The organism is Actinacidiphila cocklensis (assembly GCF_907177275.1).
GTDB classification, from domain to species: Bacteria; Actinomycetota; Actinomycetes; order Streptomycetales; family Streptomycetaceae; genus Actinacidiphila; species Actinacidiphila cocklensis.
This window is the reverse complement of sequence record NZ_CAJSLV010000125.1, coordinates 22,759-41,463: the sequence shown is the minus strand read 5'-3', so window position 1 is coordinate 41,463 and position 18,705 is coordinate 22,759. Positions and strand designations below refer to the sequence as shown.

Here is an 18,705-nt window from a genome sequence, read left to right as displayed (position 1 = left end):
CTAGGCCCCCAGGCGAGCGTCGGTGGATGGCGCCGGGCCGGCGGCCGCGGCGAGCCCGCCCGGCCGGCCGCTGCCCTGCAGGATGACCGCCTGCCGCTCCCAGCCGGCGCGGGAGTCGGGGCGGGTCGGAGCGTCGTGGCACAGCACGTACCAGTGCGGCGTCATGGTCAGGTTTCCGTCGAGCCGGCCGAGCAGCGCGGTGTGCAGCTGCTCGGGTGTCGTCCGCGGTGCCGTCACCAGGTAGCCGACCAGCCGGGACGGGCCGTTTTCCGGGTGGTCGACGAAGACCTCGCAGGCGACGGTCTCCGGCAGGCCGGCGAGCATCGCGCGGACGGCGTCCAGGTCGATCCGGCAGTGATCGACCACTACCTTGTGCTCGGGTTCGGCGAGCGGGCCGACGCCCACCAGCTCGGCGACCCGGTCGCGCGTGAGGTCACCGGTCTCGAACAGCTCGATCAGTACGATTTCCAGCCCGGCCAGCAGCTTGCGGGCGCTCGCCGCGTCCAGCAACCGGCTGTCGCTGAACAGCTCGATGACCGCGCGCGAACGCAGCGCCTTGACGTGGAAGTACAGCTTCAGCTGCTCCTTGTCGCGGCCTTCGAGGTCGGACAGCTGGGTGGACTCGGTCAGCTCGCGCAGTTCGGCGGCTCCCAGTGCGGGCGGCAGCCCCGCGGTGCCGGGCTCGGGCGCCACGTTCACGGTGCTCAGCAGGCCGACGGCGACCCCGCGCGCGGACGTCGTCTCGGCCACCAGCCGGGCGACGTCCCTCGGGTCGCTCTGGCCGCGCAGGTACGCCAGCGCCGACGCCTGGTGCGCGGCCTTGACGGTACGGGCCAGCGAGTCGGCGTCCAGCCGGACCAGGGCGGGGGCGCCCTGGTAGAAGGTCCCCACAGAGGCGGAGTCCGCGGCGGTGAAGCGGTTGCCCGCGGCGAGGACCAGCGGCACGGCGTCGGTGCCGGTCCTGATGCCGATGGCTGTCGACAGCGCAGCCAGGACGGCTGCGGCCGGGCTGACCCGCAGCCGCACCGCGACCGCCCGCGCGGCCGCGGCCAGCGCCGTCGACTGGAGCCCGACGCCGGGGAAGAGCGGGGTCTCCCCCGCCGTCGGCAGGTTGGGGAAGGCGGTCTGCGGTGCGCTCTCCAGCATCCGGCGCCAGTACGCCAGCGACGCGTCGTTGGCCTTGCGGGCCGGGGCCGACCCCTCGTACGCGGCCCGGGCGCGCGACTGCCAGCCGGCCGATGCCGGCTTCGCGTGCCCGTCCCGCAGCAGGTCCAGGAACTCGCCGCGCAGCACCGTGCATCCCCAGGCGTCGACCGCGAGGTGCGAGAACACGAACACGACCTGCCGCGGCCGGCCTTCGGCGACGATGACGCTCGCCCTTAGTGGCCACTCACTACCGTGCGCGAACGGCTGGTGCCACAGCCGCTGCTCGTCCTGCTCGGCGATCCTGCGGACCCGGCCGGGAACGGTCCCGACGATCTCCACCGGCAGTTCACCCGCCCCGTCGCACAGCTGCCGGGGCTCGCCGTCCGCCCCGACGGGGAAGCGGGTGCGCAGCACCTCGTGGCGCGCGACCAGGGCGTGCAGTGCGCCGAGCACCCGTTCGCGGGTGACGTCGGGCTGAAGGTGAACCCGCAGCCGGAGGCTGATGTAGTGGTTGTCGGGCGCCAGCGCCTCCAGGATGTCCCAGACGAAGCGCTGGCCCCACGTCAGCTCGGCGCTTCCGCCGTCCAGGCCGGCGAACTCCAGCGGCAGCGCCTCACGCGTCAGCGCGGGAGCCGCGGCGGCGGCCGGTGCGCGGCCCGTCATGACGCATCGGGCGTCGGTTCCGCGCTGTCGCGGGTGAAGAGCATGAACCAGTCGCCGACGCCGACCAGGTCGCGGACGTCCGGGTCGGCGACGGTCTGCTCGCGTGCCGCCAGCACGTAGCCGTGCCGTTCGAGCACCGGGCCGAAGTCCAGGCGGAGGTAGTCGTTCTCCAGGCTCAGCAGTTTGTCGCCCTCGTTGGGCACGATCATCAGGGCGGGCACGTCGTTGCGCGCCAGCAGCCCGATCCACGCCTCGATCGCGGACAGCGGCATCTCGGAGAAGCTGTGGATGTTGACCGCCAGGTCGGGCCGCCCCGCCGCGAGCCCGGCCTCCATCTCGTCGAGCCGCAGGACGGTCGCCTTGTGGTCGGCCTTGCGGTAGCGAAGGTAGTGATCACTCAGGAACGTCGACTCCGGTATCGCGTCGACGCACAGGTACCGCGACAGGCCCGGCACGCACTCCACCATGCGGTGCGCGAGCCGGCCGTAGCCGGCGCCGACGTCGACGACGGTGAAGTCGGTCCTGGACAGCAACCCCCAGTGCCGGTCGAGGAAGTACATCTCGTTGACCGAGTCGAGCAGGTCCCTGCTCGCCGTCGGCAGCTCCTCGAAGTCGAACGTCCAGCAGCCGAAGGCGCCGTCCTCCGCGGTCCGCTCCAGGAGCTTGTGGCTGTCGAGGGCTCGGACGTACTGCGCGAGGAGGAAGAACTTCAGCCGGGCGTTGTCGCCGACCTGGCGCAGCTGCCACACGTACGCGTTGTCGCCGCGGAAGTACTTGAGGTTCAGGTCGCGCAGGCGGCGGCTGCGCCGCCAGAAACTGCCCGGCTTGAAGGGGGAGTCCAGCCGGCGGTAGGCGGCGCGCAGCTCCTGGAGGTCGGGGTCGCGGTCGTCGAGGACGGCGGCGAGCCCGGGCGGCAGCGGCCGGGTGTCGTCGTGGCGCCCGTGGCCCGCGTGGATGCGGAAGCTGCTCAGTTCGGTGGAGGTCCGCGTCAGGGTCAGCCCGAACAGGCCGACGAGGTAGCGGACGGTCAGGAAGATCCTGGAGGTGTAGTGGTTCACTGCGCTCACCCGTCGACAGCGGCTCGGTAGCGGCAGGCGTCGCCGCCGCCCAGGACACGGACGGCCATGTGGCCGAGCGCCACGTGCAGGTCCTCGGTGAGGCCGTAGTCCGCCTGCCCGAAGACGACGTACCGGTCCGTCAGCGGTGCCAGCTCGCCGGGGTCGCCGATCGCGGCCAGCACCGTCATGCCGAGGTCGCGGGCGACCTCGGCGGCCCGCACCAGGTTCGGCGAGCGCGCGCTGACGCTGAGCAGCAGCAGGACGTCGCCCGGCCTGGCCCAGCCCGGCAGCTGGCGGGAGAAGATCTCGTCGTAGGAGTAGTCGTTGGCTATCGCCGTGACCCGGGCGATGTTCTCGGTCAGGGCCACGGCCTGAGGCGCGGTGCCGCCCGGCGCGGCCGAGGCGGCCATGAGGTCGCTGGCGATGTGGATGGCGGCGGTGCTGCTGCCGCCGTTCCCGGCCACGAGGACCCGGCGGCCCTCCCGCATCGCAAGGACCAGCGCCTCCAGCACGGCGGCCATCGAGCCGGCCTCCATCTGGGCGAGCGCGAGGGTCAGGTCGTCGACGTAGCTCTTGACCACGGCCTCGGCCTCCGCCGACACCGACCCCGGCTCCTGCCCCGGCCCCGCCTGCGGGATCGACACCGGCCCCGTGCCCGGATCGACACCGCCCCCCATGGGAGCGCTCCCATCAAGCATCCGCTTCCCCGTTCGCAGATCCTCACTCACTGAAGAATCGGGATCCTGTCAGGGGATATGGCGCACCGTCAACCCGCTTTGGGAGCAAGATTTTACGGATCCTTGGGAGCATTTCACGCGCCGGAAACCGCCCCTTTGCAGGTCAGACCACATGGCCGGAAAGAAGGACACAGGCGGCCCCGACCAGGTGGGACGAACCCCGGGGTTCGTGTCCGCACGGATCGGGAACGGCGCCGGCCGTGCCCCGCGGACCACTCCCGGACGCCGGATCCGCTACCCTGTTCCACGTCGGGAGCCTGGCTCTGCGCCCCCCGGCCCCAGTAGCTCAGGGGATAGAGCACGGCTCTCCTAAAGCCGGTGTCGCAGGTTCGAATCCTGCCTGGGGCACACAATTTCTCCGTTGCCGCGTCCGCCGCCCCCAGGGCGGCCCGCAGGCCGACGCGTACGGCGGATCGGCGCAGTCAGGCGCGGAGCGCGTACAGCGGGAAGAGGTGCGGGGCGTGGCTCGCAGGGCAGGTCGCAGGCCGCCGCCGTCACCGCTGCCGCAGCACGCCGGGGTGGACCCCGTACGGCTGCGGCTTCCCGGGGACGGGGCCGAGCGCTGGGCGACCGTACGGGAGCATCTGCTCGGGCGGTACGGTCCCGCGGTCGGCGCAGAACGGGTGGAGGCGATGCTCGCCGAGGGGCGCTTCGTGACCGCGGACGGGCCGGTCGGCCCGGCGACGCCGTACGAGCCGGGCGGCTGGGTCTGGTTCCATCGCGACCGCGAGCCCGAGGCGGAGGTGCCGTACGAGGTCGGCATCGTCCACCGCGACGAGCGGATCGTGATCGCCGACAAGCCGCACTTCCTCGCCACCACCCCGCGCGGCCGGCACATCACGCAGACCGCGCTGAGCCGGCTGCGGCACCACCTCGACCTGCCGCTGCTCGCCCCCGCCCACCGCCTGGACCGGCTGACCGCCGGCCTGGTGCTCTTCGTCGTACGGCCCGAGGACCGCGGCGCCTACCAGACGCTCTTCCGCGACCGCCAGGTCCGCAAGGAGTACGAGGGCGTGGCCCGGCACGACCCGGCGGTGCCGCTGCCGCGGACCGTGCGCAGCCGGATCGTCAAGGAGCGCGGGCGGATGGCGGCCGAGGAACGGACGGACGGCCCGCCGAACGCGGAGAGCAGCATCGACCTGCTCGACCACCGCGACGGCCTCGGCCGCTACCTGCTGCTGCCCGCGACCGGTCGCACCCACCAGCTGCGGCTGCACATGAGCGGCCTGGGGCTGCCGCTGCTGCACGACCCCCTCTACCCGCTGCAGTTGCCGGAGGCGGCCGCTGACGACTGGTCACAGCCGCTCCAGCTGCTGGCCAGGGCATTGGAGTTCACCGACCCGCTGACCGGGCGGGCGATGCGCTTCGAGAGCCGGCTGCGTCTTGCCGCCTGGGCCGGCGACGAGGCCTGAGGGGTGGTCAGGCACCCGGGGAGACGGGGGTGTCCGGGTCGGCGGCGCGCAGCAGGGCGAAGAAGGCGCCCTCCGGGTCCCTGAGCAGGGCGAGCCGGCCGACGCCCGCCATGTCGGTGCCCGGCATGAGCACCGCGCCGCCGCGCGCCGCGGCCTTGGCGACCGTCCCGTCCACGTCGGCGACCGAGAAATACGGCTGCCAGTAGCTGGTGCCCTCGGGGAGCATGTCCGTGCCGAGCTGCATGATGCCGGAGTGCGAGCCCTGCCGGCCGCCACCGGACCGGGACGCCACCGCGTAGGAGCCGGCGTCGCCGGGCAGCGGCATGTCCTCGAAGTCCCAGTCGAAGACGGCGCCGTAGAACTGCTTGGCCTTCGCCGCATCCGTCGTGTAGAGCTCCGTCCAGCACAGGCCGCCGTCGCCGACCCTGTCGAGCCCGGGGTTCGTCCCCGGCTCCCAGACGGCGAACTCCGAGCCGCCCGGGTCGGAGTAGCCGGCCAGCCTGCCCTGGTCGGCGACGGCCATCGGCGGGAAGCGGACGCCGCCGCCGGCCTGCTCGACGGCCTTGGTCGTCGCGTCGGCGTCGGGCGTGTGGAAGTAGACCGTCCAGGCGGGCTGGGCCTGCTCGTCCTGGAGCGGGCCGATCGCGGCGACGGTCTCCCCGCCCAGCTGGAACATCCCGTAGCCCCCCATCTCCGGCCCCGCAGGCTGGAACCCCCAGCCGAACAGGTCACCGTAGAAGGCGGCTGCCGCCGTGACGTCGCGGCTTCCCAGGTCCACCCAGTTGGGCGTACCGGGCACGTAGTCATTGGTGAGCATGCTGGAGACCTCCGTGGGCCGAGTGATCGGTGGGGCGATCGATCTGCCGGATTTGGACGCTGTGTCCTCTCTCACACTCAGCATGGCATCAGCCGCCGACAATCCGCGTTCCCACGCTCGGCCGGGGCGCGTTGGGCTGGTCAGAGGGGTCGTCGGCGGGCGTCGAGGGGGTTGGCTGACCGTGGCGGGGCCGGTACGGGCGGTGGCCAATGGATTCGAGGATTGTCAGTGCCCCCGTCTAGGGTGGTTCACATGTACGGGGGAACTCTCGATCAGGCGAACGCCGCTCTGCGCGCATATGTGCAGGAGCACGGCGACCGGCCCTGGACGGCCGAGGAACTGGCGGAGTTGGCGCGGTTGCGCGCCCGCTGGACCGCTGCCGCGCGCGGCAGCGGTGTCGGGATACGCGCGGTCTCAGGGCCGGTCACGGGCGCCGCGGTCGTGACGGCGGCTTAGCTTTCCCCGGGCGGGACGGACGGTCCGTCAGACGCTTGCGCGGACTGCCGCGTGCGGGGGGCGTACGGCGTCGGTGCCGGGCGCGGGTTCCGCGGTGTCGTCACCCAGGGCGGTGATCCGGTTCGCGGCGTCGACATGGACGACGGCCGGCCGCAGGGCGCGGGCCTCCGCGTCGTCGACCTGGGCGTAGCTGATCAGGATCACCAGGTCGCCCGGGTGCACGAGGTGGGCCGCGGCACCGTTGATGCCGATCACGCCGGAGCCGCGCTCGCCCTCGATGACGTACGTCTCCAGGCGGGAGCCGTTGGTGATGTCGACGATGTGGACCAGCTCGCCCGGCAGCAGGTCGGCGGCGTCCATCAGGTCGGCGTCGACGGTCACGGACCCGACGTAGTGCAGATCCGCCTGGGTCACGGTGGCGCGGTGGATCTTGGACTTGAACATGGTGCGCAGCACGGTGCCGCCTCCTGGTACCTGAGCTGGTCGCGTCCCCGCCCGGGGTACGCGCCGACCCGACCAGGGTAGAGCCCCCGCTCGGCCCTCCGCCGGGGGGGTGGCGCCGGTAGTGCCCAATCTCTCACCTGCAGGGCGCCCTGCAGGGGCGCGGGGTACGGCGCGAGCAACCTTGCGGCCGGCCGGTGGTCCGTCACTGACGGCAACCGCCCGTTCGGGCCGCCCGCGCAGTCCCGGCGTCCCGGCGTCCCGCAGGGTCTAAGCCGCGGCGGGGAGTCGGCGGTAGAGGTCGGCCAGTGCGGCGTTCAGGCGGTGGAGGTGGGGCGGGGACGCGGCGGCGGGCGGCTGGGGAGGCTCGGCGTCCGGACGGTGTCCCAGCCGGCGCCGTACTTGGCCGAGGTTGCGCGCGGCCAGCACCAGTTGCGGGCGGGCGGCGGCGAGGTCTGCCGGGGGCGCGACGGCCAGCGCCCGCGCCTCGCCGACGCACACCGCCACGGTGTCCGCCCAGTCCGCCGCGTGCGGCGTACCGCGGCCGAACAGGGTGCGGTGCGCCCGCGCCGAGGCCGCCGCGTCGCCGAGGTCGCGCGCCGCGCGGTCCAGCGCCCGGGCGAGTTCCCGCAGCACGACCGGCTCCGGGTGGGGCTCGCGCGCCGCGGTGAGCAGGTCCTGGAGGATCTGCAGGGCGCGGGCCGCCCTGCCCCGCATCACCGTCTCCGTGCGGAGCGGCAGCACGAAGTACGCGGCCAGGATTCCGCACGCGGAACCGGCCAGGATGCCCTCGGGCCGCTGCAGGAGCAGGGCGGTGCCCTGCTCGCCGTTCAGCGAGTAGAGGACCGCCAGCAGGCTGGTCACGCAGAACGCCCACACCGCGTAGCTCACGTCGCGCAGCCACACGCCGACGAAGAGGTAGCAGAAGATCACCGCGACGGCAGCCGCAGGTACGCCCGCCACCACGTGGGCGGCGAGCGTGCCGGTCACCGCGCCGATGAAGGCCCCGGCCACGCGCAGCCCGCTGCGATGGACGACGTCGCCGCGGGCGCGGGCGGCGGCGCACACGACGAAGGCCGTGATCACGGTCCACGTCCAGTGCTGGGGGAAGAGGAGGTGGCCGACGGCGAAAGCCAGGGCCATGGCGACGGTCAGTTGCGCGCTGAGCCTGGTGTGCGGCTGCAGCCCCTTGCGGGCCGGAGGCCGCGGCGGTTCCGCCGCGGGACGCGCCCGGGCGTGGATGCCCCGCACGGCCGCGGCCGCCGCCTCGACCTCGGCCAGAGCCCTGCCAAGAGCGTCCGACGGCGCCCCGCCCCCCGCTGCCACCGCCGAAGGCACCGCGCCCCCGGCCGCCGGGAGCACGGCAACGCCCGGCCCACCGCCGCCCGCCGCCGCCGACAGCGCGGACACCTCCCGCGTACCGGACGCAGCACCCCGCGCAGCCGGCAAAGGCAAAGGCAAAGGAGCATCCCCGGCGGCAAGGACTTCCGCATGCAGAACTGCCGCGGACAGGGGCGCGGAAAGGGCGGCCGGGGAAAGGGACGCGGCGGACAGGCGGTCCTCCGAGGTCAGGGCCGCACGGTGGAGTGCCCGGGTGACACGGGCGTGCCGGGGCGTGCCCGGGGCGAGGGTACGCAGGCGGCGGGCGGCGAGGACCAGGTCGCGGGCTGCGGCGGCGGCCTCCCGGGTGGGACGGGTGGGGAGTGCGGCCTGGGAGAGCAGGACGCAGCAGACCGCCGTGGCCCCGGCCACCGCGCTCCACACCGGCCCGGCGGCCTGGGCGGCGCTCGGCGGTATCGGCACCACCAGCACCGCGATGAGCGGGGTGAGCGCCAGCCGCCCGAGCCTGCGTACATTGCCGCCGAAACGCAGCAGATAGCGTGAGGCGCCGACCGCGGCGACGTACATTGCCGCGCCCCACCACGCGTGGTGCAGCATGAAGCGCCCCGCGTATCCGGCCGCCAGGCCGATCGCGGGGACGTACAGCAGAGCGGAGAGCCGATGACCGAGGCTGGTCTCGTGCAGAGTGCGGGACACCATGACGGCGACGACGGTCGCGATGACGACGATCCCGCCGGGCAGGTCCGCTGCCGCGCACATTGCCGCGGCGGCCAGCAGCGCAGCGAGCGCCGCCAGGATCGTGCGCACGGCGACCCGCAGCCGGACCCGTCCGGGGTCGAGCAGTCGCAACCGGTCCCGTACGGGCTGTCCCAATCCCCTCACCATCCCCTACGCCTGGCGTACGAACGCGCCGAACCACTAGCCACGCCTTGACGCCAAAAGCATCCCCATCCCCCGAAGATAGTACGCCGAGCTTACGAAAATGGCCGCCATGTTCCCTCCCCCGCCCCAGGACCCCGCTGCCGTACTGCGCCGCGCGGTGAACCGGCTCAGCCGCCGGATGCGCGCCGAGCGGCCGCAGGACGGCCTGCCCAGCGGGCGCCTCGGCGCGCTCGCGCACCTGTACCGCTCGGGTCCGTCCACGCCCGGCGCCATGGCCGCGGCCCTGCACGTGCAGCCGCAGTCGCTGACCCGGACGCTGGCCGCACTGGCCGGCGACGGGATGGTGAGCAGGACCAGGGACGCGGCTGACGGGCGGCAGTACGTCGTCGAGCTGACCGAGCGCGGTTTCGCGGCAATGTCCCGCGACGTACGCCAGGGCGACGCATGGCTGCAGGAGCGGATGGACACCGAACTCAACGACACCGAGCGCGAAGTGCTCCGCCTGGCCGCGGCGCTGCTGGACCGGCTGGCTGCGGACGAGTGACGCGGCCGCGCCGCACCGGGCGCCATACCCCCGGGGGGTGATCGGCAAAATACCCCTAGGGGGTATATGCTGGCGGGAGAGGGAACGGAACGAGCCGTCCCCGAACACGCCACGAGGAGCAGGACCATGAGCGATGTCGTCTACTCGGTGTCCGGAATGAGCTGCGGCCACTGCGAGTCCGCCGTCACCCGCGAGGTCACCGCGATCCCCGGCGTCACCTCTGTCAAGGCGGTCGCCTCCACCGGTCTGCTGACCATCGGCTCCGCGCAGCCGGTGGACGACGACACGGTCCGCGCCGCGGTCGACGAGGCGGGCTACGAGCTGGTCGGGCGGGCCTGACCACACACGGCGAGGGGGCGGCGAGGGGAGCGGACGGGCGATGAGCGGCATGGACGTACGGCACAGGGACGGCGGCACGCAGCCGGTCGGCCAGTGGGTCGAGCTGGAGATCGGCGGCATGACGTGCGCGTCCTGCGCCGCCAGGATCGAGAAGAAGCTCAACCGCATGGACGGCGTCACCGCCAGCGTCAACTACGCGACCGAGAAGGCGAAGGTCGGCTACGGCGGCGGTGTCGCGGTAGCCGACCTGATCGCGACGGTCGAGGCCACCGGTTACACCGCCGCGCTCCCCCCGCCGCCCGCCGACGACCCCGCGCAGGACGCCGCCGCGGCGCCCGCGGCAACCGCGGCCGACGCCGAACTGACCACGCTGCGGCAGCGATTGGCCACCGCGGTCGTGCTGGCCGTCCCGGTGATCCTGCTCGCGATGGTGCCCGCCCTGCAGTTCGACAACTGGCAGTGGCTGTCGCTGGCCCTGGCCTGGCCGGTCGTCGTCTACGCCGGGTGGCCCTTCCACCGCGCCGCCTGGACGAATCTCCGGCATGGCGCCGCGACCATGGACACCCTGGTGTCGGTCGGCACGCTGGCCGCCTTCGGCTGGTCGCTGTGGGCGCTCTTCTTCGGCGACGCCGGGACGACCGGCATGACGGACTCCTTCCGGCTGACCGTGTCCCGCACGCAGGGCGGCGGCGAGATCTACCTGGAGGCGGCCGCCGGGGTCACCGCCTTCCTCCTGGCAGGCCGCTACTTCGAGGCGCGCGCCAAGCGCCGGGCCGGCGCCGCGCTGCGCGCGCTGCTCGAACTCGGCGCCAAGGACGTGGCAGTTCTGCGCCCCGCCGGCGGAACCGGCGACGGGTCCGGCACCGAGGTGCGCATCCCGATCGGCCGGCTGGCGGTCGGGATGCGCTTCGTCGTACGGCCGGGCGAGAAGATCGCCACCGACGGCCTGGTGGTGGACGGCACGTCGGCCGTCGACGCGTCGATGCTCACCGGCGAGTCCGTGCCGGTCGAGGTCGGCCCCGGCGACCGGGTCACCGGCGCCACGGTCAACGCGGGCGGCAGGCTCGTCGTCGAGGCCACCAGGATCGGCGCCGACACCCAACTCGCCCGGATGGCACGGCTGGTGGCCGACGCGCAGAACGGCAAGGCGGCCGCGCAGCGGCTCGCCGACCGGATCTCGGCGGTCTTCGTGCCCGCCGTCATCGTGCTCGCCCTGGGCACCCTGGCGGCCTGGCTGGCGCTCGGCGAGGGCGCGGAGGCCGCCTTCACCGCGGCGGTCGCCGTCCTGATCATCGCCTGCCCGTGCGCGCTGGGCCTCGCCACGCCCACCGCGCTCATGGTCGGCACCGGGCGCGGCGCCCAGCTCGGCATCCTCATCAAGGGACCCGAGGTGCTGGAGTCGACCCGGGCGGTGGACACGGTCGTGCTCGACAAGACCGGCACGGTCACCACCGGTTCGATGACGCTGACCGGTGTGCTGCTCGCGGACGGCGTCGCGGAACGGGACGCACTGCGGCTGGCGGGCGCCCTGGAGCACGCCTCGGAGCACCCCGTCGCGCGGGCCGTCGCCGCAGGCGCCGCGCACCGCGTCGGCGCGCTGCCCTCCGCCGAGGACTTCGCCAACCTGCCGGGCCTCGGCGTCGAGGGCGTCGTGGACGGCCACGCGGTGCTCGTCGGGCGCGAGCAGCTGCTGCGCGAGAGGTCGCAGCCGCTGCCGCCCGAGCTGGTACGCGCCAAGGCCGCCGCGGAGGCCGCCGGCGGCACGGCGGTGGCCGTCGGCTGGGACGGCCGCGCCAGGGCCGTCCTGGTCGTCGCCGACGCCGTCAAGCCGGACAGCGCGGAGGCCGTACGGCGGCTGCGCGCGCTCGGGCTGCGGCCGGTGCTGCTCACCGGGGACAACGCGGCCGTCGCCGCGGCGGTGGCCGCGGAAGTGGGCATCGCCGCGGATGACGTCCACGCCGAAGTCCTTCCCGAGGACAAGGTCGCCGTCGTCCGGCGGCTGCAGGCCGAGGGCCGCACGGTCGCCATGGTCGGCGACGGCGTCAACGACGCGGCCGCACTCGCGCAGGCCGACCTGGGGCTCGCGATGGGTACGGGCACGGACGCGGCGATCGAGGCGGGCGATCTCACGCTCGTACGGGGGGACCTGCGGGTCGCCGCGGACGCGATCCGGCTGGCGCGGCGGACGCTGACGACGATCAAGGCGAACCTGTTCTGGGCGTTCGCATACAACGTCGCGGCCTTGCCGCTGGCCGCGGCCGGACTGCTCAACCCGATGATCGCGGGGGCCGCGATGGCTTTCTCCTCGGTCTTCGTCGTCGGCAACAGCCTGCGGCTGCGGAGGTTCTCGCCCCTGGCCCGGTAGGCCGGTGCGTGCGCTGCCAGGATGGGCGCATGGCACAGGTGCGGCGGTTCTCCACGCAGGCGCGGCGGGCGCGGGCGGCGGCGCGGCTCATGGCACGGGCGGGCGGGGTCGCGGACGTGGTCGACCGGCTGGTCGCCGTCCATGCGACGGATCCGGCCACGGTCTACCTCGCGGTCGCCGCGCGGCTCGCATACCGCGGCGACGCGATCCAGGCCGTGGAGCGGGAGCTGTACGCCCGGCCCGCGCGGCTCACCCGGATGCTGGCGATGCGCCGGACCATGTTCGTGGTCCGGCGCGCGTTCGCACCCGAGGTGTACGCCGCCGCCGGACACCGCATCGCCGTCAAGCAGCGCAAGGACCTGCTCGGCTATCTCGCGGACGGCGGCGGCTGGGACGCCGCGTGGCTCGACGAGGTCGAGGCCGAGGTCGTCGCCACGCTGGCCGCGCACCCGGAGAGCAGCGGCGCCCAACTGTCCCGGCTCGTACCGCGGCTGCGCGAACAGGTCGTCGTCGCCCGCGGCAAGCCGTACGAGGCGACGCAGAACGTCGCGAGCCGGATCATCCGCACGATGGCCGCGGAGGGCCGGATCGAGCGGTGCACCCCGATGGGCTCCTGGACCAGCGGGGCGTTCCGCTGGGCAATTGCCGAGCCGCTCCCCGAGGTGCCCGCGGAACCCGCCAGGGCCGCCCTCGCGAAGGCCTGGCTGGGGGCGTACGGACCCGGCACGGAGGCCGACCTCAAGTGGTGGACGGGCTGGACTCTCGGCGAGACCCGCAAGGCGCTGGGGGCGGTCGGGGCCAAGGCGGTCGTCCTGGACGACGGCGCCACCGCATACGTCCTCCCGGGCGACGCCGAGCCCACCACCCCTGCCGGGCCGCCCACGGTCCGCCTGCTGCCCGCGCTCGACCCGGCGCCGATGGGGTGGCGGGGGCGTGGCTGGTTCCTGCCGCCGGAGCACGCCGCGCTCTTCGACGGGACCGGGAACATCGGCCCCACCGTCTGGTGGGGCGGCGAGGTCATCGGCGGCTGGGCTCAGCGCGCCGACGGTTCCGTGGTCTGGCGCCTCCTCACCGACCGCGGCGCCGCGGCCACGGCAGAAATCGCCGCCGAGGCCGCCGCGCTCACCACCCTGCTGGCCGCCGCCCGCGTCACCCCGCGCTTCCGCACCCCTCTCGAACGCGAGCTCATCGCCTGAGGCTTGCCCCGCAATGAACTTCAGTGAGGATCCGACTGGACCTCGGTCAGTCGATGCCTTCGACGATGCGGAAGTCGCGCTCGACGCCGTCGGAGAGGGCGACCAGCGCCTCCTGGTAGGCCGCGCTCTCGCGCGCCGCGACGGCCTGTTCGAAGCTGTCGAACTCGATCAGAACGGTACGTTCGGCGATTCCGGCGTCGTATGCGGCGACCCGACCGCCACGGGCGAAGGTTCGACCGCCCCCGGCCTTGACGGCCGGAGCGGCCAGCTTGTTGTAGGCGGCCAGCTTCTCAGGGTCTGAAATGGTGCGGTAGACGCTGACCCAGTAGCCCTTGGGCATGGAACCTCCAGTGTGGGGATGAGTGCATCTGACGTACGGGTTGGTCTCGGACGAGCGTCGGCGGGCGAGAGCGAGGCTTGTCAGCGTCGTGATCGCCATGGCGCGGATGCCGACCAGCGCCGCGGTGGCGGGTCGGGGCGGAACGTAGTCACCGTGTGGGGAACCGGGCACCCCAGGGTTCCTCTTCCAGGAGGAGCCCGTTGGCCAGACAGCTGATGGTTCGGTACCAGCCGATCAGTACGAGCAGTTCAAGTAATTGAGTCTCCTCGTAGTACATGCGCAGAGCGTCCCAGGCGGACTGTGTGAGCTGGGTCGTGTCGTTCAGTTCGTCAACCGCGTGGAGCAGTGCCGTGTGGCGTGGCGACCATGGAGCACTGACTGCTGCGTCGGGTTGGGTAGTCGCCCGGAGTTGTTCCAGGCTGAGTCCGGCCTGCGGCGCCAGGGTCGCGGCGTGGACGCCCCATTCATAAGCGCAGGCGGATCGCGCGGCCACGCGGGCGATGACGATCTCCCGGTCTATAGCGGGGAGGAGTCCATGGCCCAGCAGTCCGGCGCCGAGGGCGAACATGCGTGAGGCCAAGTCCGGGTTGCGGTGCAGTACGCGGAACAGCGCGAGTGGCTCGTGCGGCACGCCCGGCGGCATCCATCGGCGGAGCGCCCGGTCGACGTCGGCGGTGTAGGGCGGGGTGAGCGGTTCGATGCGCGGCATCGCGGCACCTCCTGCTTCGATTTTCGAATCACTATGATGCTTCGATAACCGAAGCGCAAGGAGTGAGTATGGAAGCCAGCGCGCCACGTCCGGGTGTGCCAGTGCGGGGGTCCGAATCGGGTCGTCCAGTGATGGCCGCACTCGACCTGCTCGGACGGCGTTGGACGATGCGGATCCTGTGGGAACTGAGTCAAGCTCCGACCGGCTTCCGTGAATTGCAGCGCCGGTGCGAGCGCATGTCCTCCAGCGTGCTCAGTACCCGGATCGAGGAACTGTCCGGCGCCCGCCTGCTCGCCCTGGACGGCGATGGCTACCGCCTCACCCAGCTCGGCCAGGACCTTGTCGAGGCGCTGAGCCCGCTGGACGCCTGGAGTCGACGTTGGGCCGAGGAAACGGGACCCGCGGCGGCAGGAGGGCTGGAATGACCATCGCGTGTCTGGTCTGATCACGGCAGCGGCGCCGTCCTGGATAGTTCCCTCCAACGGGCCGAGCCCGCGCCAGTTCGGCGAGTTGGCGACCTCAGTGCGACGTCAGGTGGTTGACCCTTCACGCCGGGGTCGGCCATAGGGCCTACCGCTGGACACAACCTCGCCCTCGCCGGATAGGCCGACGGGACCCAACCGCCAACTGCCCCGCCCACACTCACCCGGAGATCATTTGCGGGACAAGCCTTGGCGCAGCTTGCCCTCTGCGCAGAGGGTGACTGTTCGTCAGGGGGCGCGTGGGGGTACCCCCGGGCGAGGCTCCGGGGGAGAACGGAGCGCCCAGCGCAGAGACGGGGGAAGGTCCCGGGGCCCGGGGGGAGGGCAGCCCCGGAGGGCTGCCCCCAGGACGTCAGAAGTGCGTGAGCTTCGACGTGAAGGACGGCGACGCCAGGTCGGACTGGAGGATTGCGGGTACGGACACCCGCGCAGACCCCGTCCCCATGGTGAGGGTGCCCACCACGGCCCCCGCCTTCGCACTGTGCGGCAGCCCGTCCGCCGGCGGCGTGAGGGTGATGGTCGAGCGCAGCCCGCCCCAGCCCGCCGCGGTGAGGTCGGCCGCGGCCACGACCGGCGTCGAACCGCCGAGCCCGTCGCGCACCTCCCCGACGACCTCGCCCTTCTTCACCACCGTCGCGGACGTCAGTCCGCCCTGCACGGACTCGATGAGTTGCTGGCTGCGCGTGAGCGCGGCCTGCAGGGTGTCGTTGACGGTGGTGCCGCCGCGCTGCTGGAGGACGACGCCGAGGATCAACTGCTCCTTGCCGCCGGCCTTCTTGTTCGCCGCCCACATCAGGGCGCCGCCCGCGGGCGTGCTCGAACCGGTCTTGATGCCGATGACGCCGGGATTGACCAGGTCGTTGTTGTTGTTGAAGATCCGGCCGACGCCGGGCACCACGACGTTGGGCAGCGCGACGACCGAGCGGAAGACCTCGTTCTTCATCGCCTCGCGGGCCAGCTTGAGCTGGTCGACCGCGGTGCTGACGGTGGTCTCCTCGAAGCCGCTCGCGCCGGTGTACGTGGTCTTGGTCATACCGAGCGCGGCGGCGGCCGCGGTCATCTTGGTGACGAAGGCCTCCTGCGTACCGGCGTCCCAACGGGCCAGCAGCCGGGCGATGTTGTTGCCCGAGGGGACCAGCAGGAGCTGGAGCATCTGGCGTTCGGTGAACTTCTGGTTGGCCGTCACGTGCGCGGTCGACTCGTCGGCGGACCCGGACTCGGCGGCCGCCTGCTGGTCGACCGTGATCGTCGGACCGTTCTGCTTGCCGGTGAGCGGGTGGTCGCGCAGCACCACGTAGGCCGTCATGACCTTGGTGAGGCTGGCGATCGGCACCGGGTCCTGGGCGCCGTGCACGCCGAGCGAGCCGAGTCCCTCGACCTCGACGACGGACTGGCTGCCCTTGCCGGTGGGCCACGGCATCGACGCGGGCAGCGGGGCGCCGGCGAAGGCGTACGAGGACGCGCTGGTCAGCTGCAGGCTGGTGGCGGGCAGCGGGCGTACGGCCTGGACGACGACGAAGACCACCGCGAGCAGCACGACCAGCGGCGTCCAGATCTTGAACCGCCGGACGACGCTGCGCACCACGGTCTGCCGGGGCGGCGGGGTGTTGGTGAGGTGGGCCAGCAGCTTGAGCGGCGTGGACCCGGTGTGGCCGGAGCCGTGCGGCAGCAGCTGCGGCACGGGCATGACCCGCGTGCCCTCGGGACCGCTGGGGTCGTCGTCCTCGTCGGGGGTGGCGGCGGGGGGCAGCGGTGCGGCGGACGGGGGCGCGGAGGGCGTGGAGGCGGCCCAGGCGGGCGTGGCACCGGCCGCGGGGCGTCCGGTGCGTCCGACGGGCCGTTCGGCCGGGAGATCGGACACCAGGGGCCGCAGCAGGGACTTCCGTACCGCGGCCCGGTGCACACCGGTGTCCTCGGGGCCGGCTTCCGGCTCCCCGGCGGCGGCACCGCCGGATTCCGCTCCGGCCGGGGAGTCAGCCGGAGCGTCCGCCGGTTCGTCCGCCGGTTCGCCCGCGGAGGCAGCCTCGGCAGCGGCCGCCGGAGGGTCGGCAGGAACGTCCGCGGCGGCGTCCTGGGGCGCGTCCTCGGGCTCGTCCTCGGGCTCGTCCTCGGAAACCCCGTCGGCAGCGTCCTCGGGCGCGTCATCGGGCGCCTCATCCGACGCGGCCTCCGACGCCTCATCCGTGCCGGAATCCTCGCCGGAAGCCGGCGCGGAAAACTCACCCTCCCGGCCGCCCGCCGTCCGGGCACCCTCTTCCGCCACCGGAGTGCGCCCCGGCGCGTCCTCGGGCACATCCTCGGGAGCGCTCTCCGGCGCATCCTCCGGCTCGGAGTCAGCGCCGACCCCGGCTTCCCGAGTTGAAGGTTCACTCACCTCAGCCGCATCGGCGGCCTCGTCCGCCCCTTCAGCCCCATCCGCCGGATCACGATTTGGTTCCGTTTTCCGGGGCTCCGCGGCCGGTTCCCCCAGGCCCCGCGGGGCGTCGGTCGTAGCAGCATCGGTGATCATGTCCACGACCACCACATCACCGGGCGCATCTGTCCCAGTACTTTCGGTGGAGGTCTCCGAGGGTTGCGAACGGGCTTCCGCGCCCGGCAGATCGGCCGATTCCGCGGCGTCCGGCTGGACTCCGTCGGCGGGTGCGCCATCGGGCCGTACCGGCACAGCGTCCGCCACAGCGACCTCGCGCACCTCAACCGGCGTACGGAACACCACCAGTCGTGGGTCCGCGACCTTAGACGCGGCCACCTCCCCCGACGTCCCGTGCTGCTGCTCCCTGCCGGGGGACTCGCCCGCCACGCAGACCTCCTCCACACATCGTGCGGGGCGCCCGATGGCACCCCTAGCCGTCCTGACCCACACTTGCAATAGTCCCGCGACAGGCCCGCAGGCCGTCTGCGACACCACCACCGCCCCCGTAGACGAGAACGACATACCAGTCGGTTCCCGCCGATATGGAGGAGGCGCTCTCGACAGGCCGGTGTGAGAGGCGTCACCCTGTCATTCATCCACGCGGGGAGGCATGGATGGGCAAGAGCCGCAGAACAATTCCGGAAGAGCTGTTGCTGCTCGCCCTGGACCCGACGACCGGGACCACGGCGCAGCCGCAATCACTCGACCTCGGCCTCGCCGGAGCACAGCTCGTCGAGCTGGCTCTGGCCGGACGGATAGCCCCTGACGGGGATCGTATCGCCGTGGTGCATCCACGGCCGACCGGAGATCCGACACTGGACTCCGCTCTGGAACTGCTGCGCCGTCGCGGCAGCCCGGTGCGGGCGGTCCACTGGATCGGCGGGCCCCGACTGGGGCTGCGCCAGACGTATCTCGTGCACCTGGAGCGGTGCGGCATGGTGCATGCCGTGCCGGGTCAGATGTGCGGGGTACTGCCGACCACTCGGTATCAGGCGACCGACAGCGCGGTCAGCAGGGAGATCAGATCCCGGCTGGACAGTGCGATCCGCACCGGCGTTCCGCCGGACCCGCGGACCGCGGCGCTCGCCGCGCTCGCCCATTCCGTGGGCCTCGGCAAGCATCTGTACCCGGGCAACGAAGGCCGGTCGTCACGATCGCGCCTGCGGGACCTGATCAGGTACGACCCGATGGGCGGACTCGTCGCGCACGCCGTCATGGACGTGCAGAACGGCGTGGCCGCACAGCCCAAGCGGCCACCCGCCCAGGCACAGCGCGCGGTGGGACACGGCACGATGGCCAGGGCTGGTGCCCGTTGACGTCGAGTGCGTCCGAGCACACTGAGCACCGAGCACACCGGCGGCGTC

17 protein-coding genes and 1 tRNA gene are annotated in these 18,705 nt (G+C 73.0%); 9 read left to right on the top strand and 9 right to left on the bottom strand.

Going from position 1 to position 18,705, the window contains the following annotated elements; genetic code table 11:
* From NFU81_RS39560 to NFU81_RS39550, 3 genes are read right to left on the bottom strand one after another with little or no spacing between them, the layout of a single operon-like run.
* Positions 1–1,809: a condensation domain-containing protein gene (locus tag NFU81_RS39560; RefSeq protein WP_251501895.1), complete on the bottom strand. Its 1,809-nt coding sequence runs from the start codon at positions 1,807–1,809 to the stop codon at positions 1–3.
* The gene (locus NFU81_RS39555; protein WP_251501893.1) at positions 1,806–2,876 is read right to left on the bottom strand and encodes a putative sugar O-methyltransferase; all 1,071 of its coding nucleotides are present in this window, start codon (positions 2,874–2,876) and stop codon (positions 1,806–1,808) included. Before NFU81_RS39555 ends, NFU81_RS39560 begins: the two co-directional genes overlap by 4 nt.
* The gene (locus NFU81_RS39550) at positions 2,873–3,544 is read right to left on the bottom strand and encodes a D-sedoheptulose-7-phosphate isomerase (RefSeq protein WP_251501890.1); all 672 of its coding nucleotides are present in this window, start codon (positions 3,542–3,544) and stop codon (positions 2,873–2,875) included. Before NFU81_RS39550 ends, NFU81_RS39555 begins: the two co-directional genes overlap by 4 nt.
* Positions 3,545–3,879: 335 nt before the next feature.
* Between NFU81_RS39550 and NFU81_RS39545 the strand changes: the two genes are divergently transcribed.
* Both NFU81_RS39545 and NFU81_RS39540 read left to right on the top strand, forming a co-directional pair.
* Positions 3,880–3,952 (top strand) — tRNA-Arg (locus tag NFU81_RS39545).
* 113 nt (positions 3,953–4,065) lie between these two features.
* Positions 4,066–5,016, top strand: a complete 951-nt coding sequence (locus NFU81_RS39540; protein WP_251501888.1) for a pseudouridine synthase — start codon at positions 4,066–4,068, stop codon at positions 5,014–5,016.
* 7 nt (positions 5,017–5,023) lie between these two features.
* Here the strand turns inward: NFU81_RS39540 and NFU81_RS39535 are convergent, their stop codons facing one another.
* Positions 5,024–5,833, bottom strand: coding sequence for a VOC family protein (locus NFU81_RS39535; protein WP_251501886.1), 810 nt, complete (start codon positions 5,831–5,833; stop codon positions 5,024–5,026).
* Positions 5,834–6,085: 252 nt separating this feature from the next.
* On the opposite strand from NFU81_RS39535, the gene NFU81_RS39530 reads away from it, so the two are divergent.
* A complete protein-coding gene (locus NFU81_RS39530) occupies positions 6,086–6,289 on the top strand; it encodes a hypothetical protein (protein ID WP_251501883.1) in 204 nt (67 codons plus the stop codon).
* 27 nt (positions 6,290–6,316) lie between these two features.
* Here the strand turns inward: NFU81_RS39530 and panD are convergent, their stop codons facing one another.
* Together panD and NFU81_RS39520 are read right to left on the bottom strand one after the other, a co-directional pair.
* Positions 6,317–6,745 (bottom strand): aspartate 1-decarboxylase, encoded by a 429-nt coding sequence (panD, locus tag NFU81_RS39525; protein WP_251501880.1) that lies wholly within the window; start codon positions 6,743–6,745, stop codon positions 6,317–6,319.
* A 255-nt stretch (positions 6,746–7,000) separates the two neighbouring features.
* Positions 7,001–8,944: an FUSC family protein gene (locus NFU81_RS39520; RefSeq protein WP_251501878.1), complete on the bottom strand. Its 1,944-nt coding sequence runs from the start codon at positions 8,942–8,944 to the stop codon at positions 7,001–7,003.
* A gap of 109 nt (positions 8,945–9,053) precedes the next feature.
* On the opposite strand from NFU81_RS39520, the gene NFU81_RS39515 reads away from it, so the two are divergent.
* From NFU81_RS39515 to NFU81_RS39500, 4 genes are all read left to right on the top strand, one after another.
* Positions 9,054–9,497 carry a MarR family winged helix-turn-helix transcriptional regulator gene (locus NFU81_RS39515; protein ID WP_251501874.1) on the top strand — a complete coding sequence of 148 codons (444 nt, stop codon included), beginning with the start codon at positions 9,054–9,056 and terminating at the stop codon, positions 9,495–9,497.
* 126 nt (positions 9,498–9,623) lie between these two features.
* On the top strand, positions 9,624–9,836 hold the full coding sequence (locus tag NFU81_RS39510; protein ID WP_251501873.1) for a heavy-metal-associated domain-containing protein: 213 nt from the start codon (positions 9,624–9,626) through the stop codon (positions 9,834–9,836).
* A gap of 40 nt (positions 9,837–9,876) precedes the next feature.
* Positions 9,877–12,201, top strand: coding sequence for a heavy metal translocating P-type ATPase (locus NFU81_RS39505; protein ID WP_251501869.1), 2,325 nt, complete (start codon positions 9,877–9,879; stop codon positions 12,199–12,201).
* Between the two features lie 29 nt (positions 12,202–12,230).
* Positions 12,231–13,397 carry a winged helix DNA-binding domain-containing protein gene (locus NFU81_RS39500; RefSeq protein ID WP_251501867.1) on the top strand — a complete coding sequence of 389 codons (1,167 nt, stop codon included), beginning with the start codon at positions 12,231–12,233 and terminating at the stop codon, positions 13,395–13,397.
* A gap of 46 nt (positions 13,398–13,443) precedes the next feature.
* Here the strand turns inward: NFU81_RS39500 and NFU81_RS39495 are convergent, their stop codons facing one another.
* A complete protein-coding gene (locus NFU81_RS39495; RefSeq protein ID WP_251501864.1) occupies positions 13,444–13,737 on the bottom strand; it encodes a DUF1330 domain-containing protein in 294 nt (97 codons plus the stop codon).
* A gap of 148 nt (positions 13,738–13,885) precedes the next feature.
* Complete coding sequence (locus tag NFU81_RS39490; protein ID WP_251501862.1) at positions 13,886–14,446, bottom strand: carboxymuconolactone decarboxylase family protein; 561 nt, start codon at positions 14,444–14,446, stop codon at positions 13,886–13,888.
* Between the two features lie 68 nt (positions 14,447–14,514).
* Between NFU81_RS39490 and NFU81_RS39485 the strand changes: the two genes are divergently transcribed.
* A complete protein-coding gene (locus NFU81_RS39485; protein ID WP_251501859.1) occupies positions 14,515–14,871 on the top strand; it encodes a winged helix-turn-helix transcriptional regulator in 357 nt (118 codons plus the stop codon).
* Positions 14,872–15,280: 409 nt separating this feature from the next.
* On the opposite strand, the gene NFU81_RS39480 is transcribed toward NFU81_RS39485, so the two are convergent.
* Positions 15,281–17,191: a D-alanyl-D-alanine carboxypeptidase family protein gene (locus NFU81_RS39480; protein WP_251501856.1), complete on the bottom strand. Its 1,911-nt coding sequence runs from the start codon at positions 17,189–17,191 to the stop codon at positions 15,281–15,283.
* 764 nt (positions 17,192–17,955) lie between these two features.
* Between NFU81_RS39480 and NFU81_RS39475 the strand changes: the two genes are divergently transcribed.
* Complete coding sequence (locus NFU81_RS39475; protein WP_251501853.1) at positions 17,956–18,657, top strand: GOLPH3/VPS74 family protein; 702 nt, start codon at positions 17,956–17,958, stop codon at positions 18,655–18,657.
* Positions 18,658–18,705: the final 48 nt, after the last annotated feature.